Genomic DNA, 12,817 nt, shown 5'->3' with positions numbered 1-12,817 from the left:
ATAGTGTTTTTCATAATTGGATTATTCTAATAAGTAATTGTATATCTTTTTAAGATAAAAATACAATACTTATTTTTTAATTAAATATTGACGTTTAACGATTTTTAAAATAAAATATATAATTATGTATTTTGATTATTATTTGTATTACTTGAGTTACTTTGGATCTGTCTTTAGTGGATATCCTTTGATTATTCGTTTGACAGTGATTATGGTTGCTATTTTGGCGATCGTGACATTAATCGGATTCATAAGCCTAATTTTAGCAGCTTATAAAGTTAATAGAAGAGATAAAAGAATAAAGGTTACCACAGATTTTTTTGAAGACAAATTGTTCTTTATAATGAAGAGTAAAACGAACTATGAATTAAGTGAAATAAAAGAGTTACTTCAATATGAAGTCAGTAGAACGAAATCCTGGAGAGGTGATATATTGACTGATATCGTGCTTAACGTAAAAAATACACTGGATAAAGAAGGTTCGTTGAATAAGATCAATTATAAGACTTGCTTAGAAGCACTTCGTATAATGGGATTTTGGGAGAAAAGAATAAAAAGATCTAGACTTTCTAGACGTCGTGAAGCGATGTTAGTAGTTGGGCAGATCGATAATGGAGTAGATATCGGTACGCTTCACCGCTCTACTTTTCATAAAGATAAGCATTTACGAAAAACTGCTAGGGAGTTATATACAGGTAATGACAATTATGACCCATTCAAATTTATGGAAGATAATTTTGATGAGTCTTTCACGCAGTTAGATAAGTTACGTCTTCACTCCACATTGATCAAACGTGATAAGGAAGTTAAATTACCTAATCTATTACGTTGGATAAATAACACTAAAAATATAGATTATATAACTTTTATTCTACGTGAGGTAGCTTTCTTTAAGCAGCATGAAGCCATTCCTACCTTGTTGCTTATGTTAGATAAGCAAGAAAATGTGTTGATTCGTGCACAGATTGTTAAGACTATTGGCAATCTTGGTGACCTAGAATGTATTCCTTATTTGATCAATCGTTTTTCTATAGAATCAACATTAGTGAGGGACGCTATTATAGTGGCTTTAGGTACACTAAAAGACGAAACTTCTTTGAATTTCTTGACTGAAACCTATAAGTCTACAGAAGAATCAAACATAAAAATGGTAATTGCTAGAGCGATTAAGAATCATGGTGAACAAGGAAAACGCATACTTAATAATCTCCAACAGAATGCGAAAAATAATCAAGTAGAAGATACTTTGTTGAATCATGTTATCTCGGAGAGAGAAATATTACCAGTTTAATATTTAATTTATGAATTATTTTTATTCTTATCTAATTTATTTTTACGCTACCATTCTGGCTTTAATTTATTTATGCTTGATGGTAATGAGTTATTATAATACTATTAGATATAAATATCGGTATACAAAGAGAGAAGAAGAGTACCTGAATGAATTTCCAGATGCTGCCCCGGGTATATCAATTGTAGCTCCAGCCTTTAACGAGGAAGTGATTATTTATGATAGTGTTTCTTCTTTATTAAATCTTGATTACCCAAATTTTGAAGTTATTATCGTAAATGATGGTAGTAAAGATTCTACCTTGGGAATATTAATCAGGGAGTTTGAATTAGAAGAGGTTCCGTATTATTATATTTATAAAATCGCGTGTAAGCCTGTGAAAAGAGTATTGCGTTCTCGTAATCCGCTGTACAACAAGTTGATTGTTGTCGATAAATTTAACGGAGGAACAAAGGCGGATGCGATGAATGCCGGTATAAATGTAGCACAGTTTGATTATTTTGTTAACACTGACGTAGATTGTATTTTAGCAAAAGACACATTAAGCAAAATTATCCTTCCGGTTTTAGATTCAGATAAACAAGTAATCGCTGTTGGAGCAACGATGCGAATGTCCAATGGATGTGTATTGGAGAATGGTCGTATTTCGGAGTTTAATCCCCCCAATAGAATTATTCCTCTTTTTCAAGAAACAGAATACCTTAGATCCTACTTGGTATCTAAGATGGGTATGTCTATGATAAATGTGGTAACCAATGTTTCTGGTGGATTCGGTTTATTTAATAAAGAAATAGTGCTTTCTGCTGGTGGTTTTGACTCTGAGTCCCATGCCGAGGATATGGATATGACGCTACGGATGATTGCCTATATGCGGGAGAATAAAAAACCGTATCGTATTGTGCAATGTCCATATAGTTTGTGTTGGACGGAAGGTCCTTCAACTATTAAGTTCTTAAAAAGTCAGCGTACGCGATGGGGAAGGGGAATGATTCAATGTATCCTAGATCATAAAAAGTTCTTTCTTAATAAGAACTATGGCAGATTAGGTTTTGTTATAATGCCATATATCATTTTCTTCGAATTTCTGGCCCCAATTATTGAGGTATTAGGATTGCTTTATCTGTTGTTCTTATTAATTACAAGTCAGGTAAATTTCGATACTTTTTGGATGATGGTCGCTTATGCTTATTTAATAGGTTTATCGGTATCTATTATTACGGTATCCTATGACCTTGTATTGGGTAAATTGTACAAGAACTTTTGGCAATATCTCAAGCTTGTTTTATTCGCAGCGATCGAGGCTGTTGTCTATCACCCTCTTGTTGTCATCTTTACATTGCAAGGATATTTCCAATATTTAACACGAAAAACCATTAAATGGGGATCGATGCGAAGAGAAGGTTTCTTTCCATCATAGTATTTTTATACCTATAAAAAAATGTTTGAGCTAGTAAAAAAAGTCAAAATATTAACTGTTATTTGTTGTATATGTTCCATACATCAATTTGCTTTTGCACAGCGGGTTGAATCTTCTGCTGAGCGCAATGATGAAGTAAAGGAAATAAATGGTTTATATAACCAAGGAAAGTGGGAAGAAGGGAAAGGGAAAGCGGAAGCTATCCTTGAAAAAAATCCTAAAGATGCAGATATACGTATGCTTCTGGGCAAGTATTATTTAAATACAAAACAATACGATAAAGCCCGTTTTCAACTGGTGAAATCATTGGAAATTATGCCTGATATGGTAGATGCTAAGCATTTATTAGTGACGGTAGAAACAGAAACTAAGCGTTACTCAAGTGCTATATGTTATATCAATGAGCTATTAGAGGTCAACCCATATTGGAAAGGACTTTGGCGTAAAAAGATTGATTTGTACCGTACGGTCGGTAATCATGTTGAAGCAGATCGTTTATTAAAGCGTATTTCTCAGATTTATCCTGAAGATAATGACTTTAAGAAAGATGAGATGTATATTTTAGAACAGCGTCAAATTGCTGTTCAAAAAGCAGGTAAAGTAGATCAAGCTATTGATTATGCTAAAAGCCGCATTGCTACAGAGCCTAATAAACAAGATTCTTACCAATCTATAATTGATAATTATATAAAAGCAGGCGATTATAATAATGCTTTAGTCTATACAGAAAGAGGACTTAATAACTTTCCTAATAGTGACTATTTTGTACAGAAAAAGATCGCTATTTTGGAACATCAAAAACGCTTTCCTGAAGTACTTTCTTTTTTAGAACAACAAATGAAAAAAGGAGGTGCTCCACGTTCACAATACAATTATTTCTTGTTAGAAGCTGCCAGAAGTGCTAAACAAAATGATCCTGCAAGTTTATATGGTAAGACTTTTGAGATAGCACCCAGTAATAAAGAAGCCTTTGATTATGTGTTTAATGATTTAGTATCCAAGCAACAATATGAAGAAGCTATTCTTTTGGTAAAAAAACATAGGAAAAGTGTTGGTGATAGAAAAGAGTTGGATATGCGAGAATTGACTCTTTATAAGCGGTTAGGAGATAAGGCTAAAATAGCATCTCTTACGCGTGAATATTTCATGAAGTACCCAGGGGATAGTGACCTTCGCGATGCATACATTAGCGTTTTGACCCAAGAGGCGAAAGCTAATATGCAAGATGAAAACATAGAGGAAGCCAATAGAAATTGGAAAGAAATTATCCGCTTTGGAGATATGGAAGCTATTGCATTAGCAAAAAGAGGCCTTTATAACACCTATGTTTCTGGCAATAGATTGCAAGAGGCCATAAATGTATTGGATGATATGTTATTAGATCAGCCTAGTAATATAGATTTGATGCTTAAGAAATCTGATTTATATGATAAACTTGGAGATCACGAATCTGCAATTAGTATCTATGAGCAGGTTTTAGGGTTGGCAATGGAGGACGATAGAGCCCGTTTATTAAGTGGTTATAATGATTTACTTCTTTCACGGGTTAAAAGCTTACGTGAGGAATATAAATTACCTGAAGCAAAAAGATTATGTGAGCGTTGGTTATCGATGGATACAAATAATAAAGAAGCTCTTCTTTATATGATTAATCTATGTTACCAATTGAAAGATACCGATGGAATGTTGCGCTATGCGCGAATTGCAGAAAGCGAGTATGAAGAGGATGTGTTTTTCAAAATAAAATTGGCTGAAGCTTTGAATCAAGTACCGGCTAATTTTGAAGATTCTTGGGCGATGTTGCATAAGGAAGTACAGACAAAATCTTATCATGAGCCATTGGTAAATAGTTTCATTAATTCAACAGAAGAATATGCAGGCCAATTGTTAAAATACAAAGATTTTAATACGGCATTAATTGTCTTAGATACTGCTCTATATTATAAGGACAATAAGTCTTTAAAGTATATGAAGGGCCTAGCGTATGAAGGATTGAAAAATTATGACTCAGCGTATGTATATCAACAGTTTTTTGAACCATCGCTATTGGAACTCGATGATTTTAAAAGCCATTTGAATTTCTTAGCCTCTAAAACGTATCATAATAATATAAGTATTTCACACTTGCGTGCTAGATTTGGTGATGGATACGCTATTTCATCTATCTCTACTTTTGAATATAGTCGGCTTAATTCGAATGGATCATCCTACGTTGCGCGAGCAAATTATGCTGGACGAGAAGATGGTAAAGGTATTCAAGGGCAAGTAGAATGGACACAACCTTGGGGGACAAAGCTTTCTACGCGTATCGATTTAGCTTTATCAAATAAATATTTTGCTAAAGTAATGGCTAATGCCACCGCTTTATACGACTTTAAGCCTACTTGGCAAGCCGAAGTCGGGCTCGGTTTTAGAGCATTGTATACGGAGCAAAATTTATTCAACCTCAATGTAGGATTAACGAAGGATTTTGAAGATTTCAAATTGTCTGCTAAGTTGAATAATTTCCTTTTAGATAGTGATGGTGAACGTATATATTTATACAGCGTCGGACTAAAAGGACAGTACTTTATGAACAATCCAAAGAATTATTTACTTGCTGTAGGAAGTGTTGGTAACTCTCCAGATATTGAATTGTTGAATAATCAATTTTATAATAGCTTTAGCGTATTTAATGCAATGGTAGGGGCCGGAGTAGGGCGATCTTTGGCGAAGAATATAGGTGCTAGTGTAATGGGAACATGGTATAATTTTAGAGGAGAATCTGTACTATCTCCTTCGTCCTTTAGGGATTTCTATAATTTATATTTTCAGCTGAATGTATCGTTTTAGTGCCTTTTTAGCATTATTATTTTATCTATTTGGAACATCTATCAGCCAGGCAGAAGGATTTGATTTTTCGGACAATAAATTATTAGTTCTTTCAAATGGTGATGCAGCTAGTTTAGAAGCCGCTAAATATTTTTTCTACCATCTTGATAAGAGAAACCTTAATAAGGAAAAGCTGGCGATAGCTTATACCGAGCAGGAGGATTCTAGTTTTGAGAGGAGCAAGATTTATATAGAAATAGTGCCTGATTTAGATTGCGATTACGAAATCATCAACGCAAAAGGTCAACTCTCTATCTATGGTAAAGATAGAGCCGTCTTACGTTGGATTTCGTATATGCTGATTGATTATATGGCGATATATCATCAATTGGATGTTTCTGATTTGGTCCCTAATTATGTAGATTTTAAAACAGGAAAAGTAAATTTTGCATTTCAGTATAGAGATCCACATTTAAGACCAAATATGGATCAAGATATTTCTGGAATGTTGTTTACTAATAATGTAGATCGTGACTGGAGTATTTGGGGACATAACCTTGGGAAAGTATTCCCGGTAGGATACAGCAATAATATATATGCTTTAGTAGGTGGAAAACGCGACAACGAGCAATATTGTTTTTCAGCAATAGAAACAAAGAATGCTATTGTACAATATATTGTAGATAATCATGGGATTGATAATCGTAATCCACAATGGTTTACGATTTCTCCAAATGATAATGATAAGGTATGTATGTGCGATGCGTGTTTAAAACTAGGGAATAAAACCAATAATGCTACGCCTGCTGTTATTGCATTAATGAATCAACTGGGAGAGCAATTTCCCAAGGATCATTTTTATACGATTGGATATCGTACAACAGAAGAAGTACCTTTAGTGAACATGGCACCGAATACTGGAGTTTTGCTAAGTACAGTAAATATTTCGAAGGCGCCAATTTTGGATAAAGGAAATAGCCATGTTCGTCGTTTTTCTACGTTGCTAGGGCAATGGAAGAAAAAAACACCGGCTGTATATTTGTGGGATTATATTTCAAATTTTGATGAATATTTGACGCCTTTCCCAAATCTAATGCGTGTCCAAGAGCAGCTTCTATTTTTTAAAAATGAAGGAGTAGACGGTATATTTATGAATGGTAGTGGATACGATTATGCGCCATTTGATGATGTCAAAACATATGTGCTTAGTGCAATAATGATTGATCCGTCATTATCAGTTAATGATTTGGTAAAGCGTTATTATGAACGATTTTATCCGGTTAGTGGTACACTGATTTCGGATTATTTCCTTGATATGGAAAAAGGGATGTATGATCGAAATATGAATATTGATATGTATAGTTCTTTTCGTACAGCGATGTTGACGTATTTAAATCCCGCTAAGTTTAAGCGCTTTTATGCAGATCTAATTGCTATAGAAGGTCAATTGAAAGGCAATGAATATGAGCAGGTAGACCAGTTAATAAGTGCACTTAGTTATGTGCAGTTGCAATTGAATTATCATCAAGGGAGCTTGCAAAATGGCTTTTTGAAAAATAGTAATGGTATTATCGAGTTCTCTTCTGACAATGATGCTACTTTAGTACGTTTGAGAAAAGCATTGACGTATGATATTTTGAATTATAAAGAAGAGAAGGGCGAGTTAAAGATATTTTTGAAAGAATGGGATGTACTCAAAAAAAAGCGTTATCCGATTAATAAAATTAAATCAATCCAAGCTAAGGGGATTTTTTCCGGAGAAGAGATTGATCATTCGAGTCTTCTTTATGACAATATAAAAGGATTTGAATCTGACTTTCATCAAGGGTGGTTTCTTGCAGGAGAAGATGTTCTTTTGAGTTGTGAATTGAATACCTTGACTAAACGTGATGCTATATTAGAGCTTTCGTTTTTGATTAATAAAAGGCATCGAATGTTATCGCCCCAAATGGTGGAAGTACTAATAGATGGCAAGATAGTACATACTTTTGGTGCTGCAGATTTCGAATATAAAGAGAATGTCGTAAACCTTAAGAAAGAAATAGCTATTTCTAATGGTAAAAAATTGGAAATAAAAATATATAAAAGTAGAGAAGTAAATAAATCAATAATTGCTAGCGATGAAATACAGTTATATTAATTTTTTGTTTGTACTTAGTGTAATGGTACTAATGATCTCTTGTAAAGATATTTCAAAAGAGAAAACAAGTATGGAAGTACAAGATAATAATCGTCATTATTACCCTGTGCTTGCTGGGCAATTGAAGGATATATCCTTTACGCTAAAAAATACAGGTAAAAATCCTTTGGTAATTACGGATATTATTACTTCTTGCGGTTGTTTGAATGTTGAAGAAGGCTTTGGTATGTTTACTATTCCTCCGGGAAAAGAACGTATTCTTACCTTAACTTATAACAGTGCTAAGAATATAGGATACGTTAAACATTTTATCACACTATATGGTAATTTTGAAAACGAATTATTTAAAGAATTGGTCTTTGATATTAATGTCGTCCCAAATGCATTATATACCAAAGATTATGAAGAAATGTATAGCGAAGAGGTAAAAGCTTCGGGTGGTATTAAGGAATTTGTTGATGGAGATGAAAGCTCCAAAGGATATTATTTAGATGAGGATTTGAATAAGGGTATTCAATAATTATACTATTTATTATTAGAAAGGGACTTTATTATTTATAATAATTAAACTAATTCAAGGAAAAATGTAATGAAATTGTGATATTTGACAAATATTTAATGAAAGTTTTGCTTTTTTTACATTTAGCCTTTTTAAATGAGTCAAATATCATATAATTCAAAGGAGTTACTATCCACATTGATTGAGGTAGAAGCTAAATTGAATACTGTTGTTAATAATAATTATTCACAAAAGGACTTTGTCTTTGGTGAAGATACAGATGCTGCATTAGAGCAGTTTTTGCAGTACCAGAATGTAGAGGATAATAATGCTGGATATATATCTACAGAATTAGCTTTTTTCTATTTACGTAAAGAGCTAGATAAAACGATAGATGTCGTCATTGTTGCGAATGATTTACGTGCGTATTATGATTATAATAAAGAAACAATAGGAAAAGAAAAAGTGGAGGTCGTTGAAAGCTCAAAATTTACATGGATTTTGATTGGAATACTAATTGGTATAGCTATCTCAACGATTATTTTTTACGTTTTTTAATGTCTAAAATCAACAACTAACTATTAGGCTGCCAAATCGCCTTAGCAGTAAACTTCTTCCTCTTTACCATTATGCTGTCATTTGTCTTGATATAATGACTGTAATATTTAGATTAATGGTGTGCCTTTCTGATTTTTATCATGATCAATACGCCTAGCCCTAATAGTGCTATTATAAAATAACCGATGGCAAGGTTTTCTTGGGATACGGGTTTCATGAAAGTAACAACCGTATAACTGATTGCTGATGTCAAGACGTAAGTGACGCCACCCGTGAGCCCTCCAGCTATTCCTGCGGCATGTGGAAATCTTCCTAAACAGTAGGAAAAATAATTGTTAAACATAAATCCTGCTGTTACATGAACCAAAAAAGCAAAAATGGCTAAGGTATATAGTGTAGATATCCAAAATGAGCTTCCTAGCATGATAATAATGAATAATACCTGCAAATAATTGGCCATTTTTATTTTCGGTAAAAATGCTTTATTAATAAGTGCTTTCCCAAAAAATCCGCCACACATCCATGCTAAGCCCATTAATAGGGAAATATACCCCGTAGTAATAGCAGAATATCCTAAGGTCGACTCGATAATAAATGGGCCACAAAGGTTATAAAACATTATTAAGCTATAGCTGACAGCACATATCAACATCCCATAGAAGAAATCTACCGTTTTGAACATCTCTTTGAAAGATGTAAACAGGAAGTTAATACTGATTGGATTACGTGTTTTGATCGTTTCTCCCGAAAATATAAGCTCTAGTATTAATACCACTAAACAATAGATTCCTAATGCGCTGAAATTTGCCTGCCAATCAAAATGTATCTGCAAAAAACCGCCTATAAAAGGTGCTATAATAGGGGCAAGTGACCAAACAATAGTCATGATGCTCAGATAGTGTCTTCTTTCTTCTCCTTCAAATACATCTACAAAATAGGCCCGTTTAGCAACAACAGCAAATCCTGACAGTATCCCCTGAACTATTCGCATGAAGTAGATTAAATATAGGTTGCTGGTGTTGGCGGTGATCCAAAAGGACAGAACGAAAAAGAATAATGAAAATATTGATACCCTATATCTACCGTATGTATCTACTATTGCTCCAGTGAAAAATTGGGTTATACCATAGCTTATTAAAAATAAAGATAGCGTTAGTTGAATTTGGCTTTCTGAAGCTCCTAATACCATTCCCATATTGGGCATCGACGGGAGGTATATATCCGTTGCTAATCCAGATATTGGTATTACAGCAAAGGCCAAAATAGTGGCTATTGTTTTATTCTTTTCTTTTAATGTTTTATTCAGCATGTAGGCGTATTCTTTTATTAGTATTGCGCGTAGATATTAGTATTATGGGGAGATCCGTACTTCGTGTTAATCATTTCTTCTACATAGAAATGTATGCTTGTCGACGTCTTTTATGAATTGCTATTAAGTAATAAATGATACATTTATATTGTTTTAGTTTTAGGACCTAATTACCCCAAATACTATTAAAATAAAATTTTTATATACTATTCCTATAGGTAATAAATCCAGAATATAAGTATTATGAGAATGATTGCGTTGTATTAATATCGTTTTTTTAGCTATACTATTTCATAGAAATATATGCTGGCAATATAATAATGTAATTTGCTATCGGTCAAAAATATGAATTTATGCAGTACTTACAAATCCGTTTATTCTATTTTGTTTACATTGATTAAAAATGGAGTTGCGGTTTCATAGTATTTACCTATTTATTATATGTTTAAATGAGCTATCTTCTCAAGAGAACAAGTTTCTATCGGGGTTAAACTATTGCATTAAGTAGTAAATTCAGAGCTTTCCTAAGCTTAATTTTTTTTTTTACTTATTTTACTACAAAATGTATTTTCTATTGTTTACTATTCATACGATAATTAGTAAATACTACTTTAATATGAGGAAAATAGGTTTTGGTGGTGGTTGTCATTGGTGTACAGAAGCAATATTTCAATCCTTGAAAGGGGTGCACAAAGTAGAACAGGGCTGGTTATCTTCAACGCCTCCTAATGCTAATTTTTCTGAAGGTGTGATCGTACATTATGATGAGGATATTGATTTTGAAACGCTCATAGAGATACATTTGTTGACACATAGTAGTGCGAGCAATCATAGCATGCATCACAAGTATCGTTCGGCAGTTTATTATTTTGAAGAACAGGATAGGGAGGAGGCTATATTCATTATCAATAGCTTTAGGATAGTGGATCATGTTGATTATATTACACAAGTGCTGCCTTATGTAGATTTTAGATTGAATACTCAACAATATCTCAATTATTATAAAAAAGATAAGAATAAACCTTTTTGTCAGACCTATATAAGTCCGAAATTAAGGCTTATTCGTTCGCAATTTGCAAAATCTGTGCGGGATGATTATTAATGGATACCTGTTGTGCTTCAGGCATCCATTAATTTTAATTTGCTTTATATACTGTTTCTCCTGCGATTACGGTCCTTAATGTTTTTGTGTCTCTAATCTTGCTCGATTCGGTAGTCATAATATCATTGTCTAGAATGACGAAATCGGCATCTTTACCCTTCTCAATAGAACCTCGCTTATCTTCTTGAAAACAGGCATAAGCAGCCCAAATAGTCATACCCCTCAAGGCCTGTTCTCGGCTTATTCGTTGTTCACTTTGATAACCACTAGAAGGATTTCCATTTTTATCTTGTCTATATACGGCAGCATGAAAACCATACAATGGATTTATTGACTCTATTGGAAAATCACTGCCTATTGCTATTTTTCCGTAGGCATCAAGAAGAGTGCGGTAGGCATAGGCGCCTTTGTTTCTTTCTGCTCCAAGCCTATCTTCAGCCCAAGACATATCCGAAGTAGCATGCGTTGGTTGAATAGAAGGTATAATCTGATAGGTTTTAAATTTGATGAAATCTTCCAACGAAACGACTTGGGCATGTTCTATACGCCAGCGTCTGTCATTATTGCCTTTGAGGTGTTTGCCATATAAGTCCAATATTAGACGGTTGGCAGAGTCACCGATAGCATGTATAGCGACTTGAAATGGACTTGCGGCTAATTTTTGTAAGGAAACATCAAATTCTTCTGGCGAATGTAATAAAAATCCTCTTTTAGTGCTATCGTCACTATAATTGCTTAATAATGCAGCACCTCGCGATCCTAATGCTCCATCAGCCATAAATTTTATAGATTTGATAGATAATCTATCGGTTTCAAAAACACCTTCTTTTATGATACGTTCTATTCTATGCGGTTCCGCATAAATCATAGCATAATTCCGGATTTTAAGGGAATCATTGAGATAGAATGTTTTTATATGATCTAATTGTTCCTCGTTCAATCCTGCATCTACAATACTTGTTAATCCGACAGCAAATAAAGAATCTTGTGCCTGTTGTAGATAACTTAATAAGTCATTCTCTGATTCTAAAGGGATAAACTTCTTAACCAGTAACATAGCATTGTCGATAAGTACGCCCGTAGGATGGCCTGTCGTATCCCCGACTATCAGTCCTCCCTCGACAATTTGTACAGTATCTATTTGTGCGATCTCTAATGCTTTTTCATTTACTAGGGCAGCATGATAATCGATGCGCGATAAAAATATCGGGGTATCGGGGAAGTATTTATCTAAGCTATCTTTTGTAGGAAAGGATTTGTCTTCCCATATATTTTGATCCCAACCGGCACCAACAATCCATTTTTTATCGGGATTTTTTTGCTTGTATATTTTTAGGCGTTCTACTAATTCATCCATAGATTTTACATCCGTCAAATCTACTTCCTGGAGGGCATGAGCATATAAGAAAGAATGACCATGCGCATCATAAAAACCAGGGTACACTGCTTTTTGATGGGCATCTATTGTTTCCTTTGCATTATAGCGTTTTAGGATATCTTCGGATTTACCAATATCGATAAATATACCATTCTTGACAGCAAAAGCTTCAGCTGTAGAAAAAGTAGAATCAACGGTATATATTTTTGCATTATAAACTATTAAGTCTACTTCTGTATTTGTAGTGCATCGCGTAAAGAGTAATAGTAAAATTAAATATACCGTGTTTTTCATATGTAAAGGACGTTTATT

The 12,817-nt window shown here is 33.7% G+C and carries 9 protein-coding genes; 7 read left to right on the top strand and 2 right to left on the bottom strand.

Translation table 11 applies throughout. The features are described 5' to 3' along the window. Nucleotides 1–124: 124 nt before the first annotated feature. The 6 genes from IP023_RS07765 (at nt 125) to IP023_RS07740 (ending at nt 8,716) form a co-directional block, all read left to right on the top strand. Nucleotides 125–1,291 (top strand): HEAT repeat domain-containing protein, encoded by a 1,167-nt coding sequence (locus IP023_RS07765; RefSeq protein ID WP_241789698.1) that lies wholly within the window; start codon nt 125–127, stop codon nt 1,289–1,291. Between the two features lie 85 nt (nt 1,292–1,376). Then, complete coding sequence (locus IP023_RS07760; RefSeq protein ID WP_241789697.1) at nt 1,377–2,708, top strand: glycosyltransferase family 2 protein; 1,332 nt, start codon at nt 1,377–1,379, stop codon at nt 2,706–2,708. Nucleotides 2,709–2,729: 21 nt separating this feature from the next. Continuing rightward, a complete protein-coding gene (locus IP023_RS07755; protein ID WP_241789696.1) occupies nt 2,730–5,540 on the top strand; it encodes a tetratricopeptide repeat protein in 2,811 nt (936 codons plus the stop codon). Continuing rightward, nucleotides 5,527–7,659 carry a DUF4838 domain-containing protein gene (locus IP023_RS07750; protein ID WP_241789695.1) on the top strand — a complete coding sequence of 711 codons (2,133 nt, stop codon included), beginning with the start codon at nt 5,527–5,529 and terminating at the stop codon, nt 7,657–7,659. Before IP023_RS07755 ends, IP023_RS07750 begins: the two co-directional genes overlap by 14 nt. Beyond that, nucleotides 7,640–8,179 carry a DUF1573 domain-containing protein gene (locus IP023_RS07745; protein ID WP_241789694.1) on the top strand — a complete coding sequence of 180 codons (540 nt, stop codon included), beginning with the start codon at nt 7,640–7,642 and terminating at the stop codon, nt 8,177–8,179. The genes IP023_RS07750 and IP023_RS07745 overlap by 20 nt, the downstream gene beginning before the upstream one ends. Nucleotides 8,180–8,314: 135 nt before the next feature. After that, nucleotides 8,315–8,716: a hypothetical protein gene (locus IP023_RS07740; RefSeq protein WP_241789693.1), complete on the top strand. Its 402-nt coding sequence runs from the start codon at nt 8,315–8,317 to the stop codon at nt 8,714–8,716. 112 nt (nt 8,717–8,828) lie between these two features. Here IP023_RS07740 and IP023_RS07735 read toward each other — a convergent pair whose 3' ends face one another. Next, nucleotides 8,829–10,025: an MFS transporter gene (locus tag IP023_RS07735; protein ID WP_241789692.1), complete on the bottom strand. Its 1,197-nt coding sequence runs from the start codon at nt 10,023–10,025 to the stop codon at nt 8,829–8,831. Nucleotides 10,026–10,641: 616 nt separating this feature from the next. Between IP023_RS07735 and IP023_RS07730 the strand changes: the two genes are divergently transcribed. Continuing rightward, complete coding sequence (locus tag IP023_RS07730) at nt 10,642–11,127, top strand: peptide-methionine (S)-S-oxide reductase (RefSeq protein WP_241789691.1); 486 nt, start codon at nt 10,642–10,644, stop codon at nt 11,125–11,127. Between the two features lie 34 nt (nt 11,128–11,161). On the opposite strand, the gene IP023_RS07725 is transcribed toward IP023_RS07730, so the two are convergent. Then, complete coding sequence (locus IP023_RS07725) at nt 11,162–12,799, bottom strand: amidohydrolase (protein ID WP_241789690.1); 1,638 nt, start codon at nt 12,797–12,799, stop codon at nt 11,162–11,164. Nucleotides 12,800–12,817 lie beyond the last annotated feature (18 nt).

It is taken from the genome of Sphingobacterium rhinopitheci (assembly GCF_022627575.1).
GTDB classification, from domain to species: Bacteria; Bacteroidota; Bacteroidia; order Sphingobacteriales; family Sphingobacteriaceae; genus Sphingobacterium; species Sphingobacterium rhinopitheci.
Note: the sequence above shows the minus strand (reverse complement) of the source record. Positions and strands in the feature narration are given on the sequence as shown.

What these genes read in the sequence shown, in the direction of transcription:
- IP023_RS07765 (WP_241789698.1), top strand. Translation starts at nt 125, where the DNA reads ATGTATTTTGATTATTATTTGTATTACTTGAGTTACTTTGGATCTGTC.
- IP023_RS07760 (WP_241789697.1), top strand. Translation starts at nt 1,377, where the DNA reads ATGAGTTATTATAATACTATTAGATATAAATATCGGTATACAAAGAGA.
- IP023_RS07755 (WP_241789696.1), top strand. Translation starts at nt 2,730, where the DNA reads ATGTTTGAGCTAGTAAAAAAAGTCAAAATATTAACTGTTATTTGTTGT.
- IP023_RS07750 (WP_241789695.1), top strand. Translation starts at nt 5,527, where the DNA reads ATGTATCGTTTTAGTGCCTTTTTAGCATTATTATTTTATCTATTTGGA.
- IP023_RS07745 (WP_241789694.1), top strand. Translation starts at nt 7,640, where the DNA reads ATGAAATACAGTTATATTAATTTTTTGTTTGTACTTAGTGTAATGGTA.
- IP023_RS07740 (WP_241789693.1), top strand. Translation starts at nt 8,315, where the DNA reads ATGAGTCAAATATCATATAATTCAAAGGAGTTACTATCCACATTGATT.
- IP023_RS07735 (WP_241789692.1), bottom strand. Translation starts at nt 10,025, where the DNA reads ATGCTGAATAAAACATTAAAAGAAAAGAATAAAACAATAGCCACTATT.
- IP023_RS07730 (WP_241789691.1), top strand. Translation starts at nt 10,642, where the DNA reads ATGAGGAAAATAGGTTTTGGTGGTGGTTGTCATTGGTGTACAGAAGCA.
- IP023_RS07725 (WP_241789690.1), bottom strand. Translation starts at nt 12,799, where the DNA reads ATGAAAAACACGGTATATTTAATTTTACTATTACTCTTTACGCGATGC.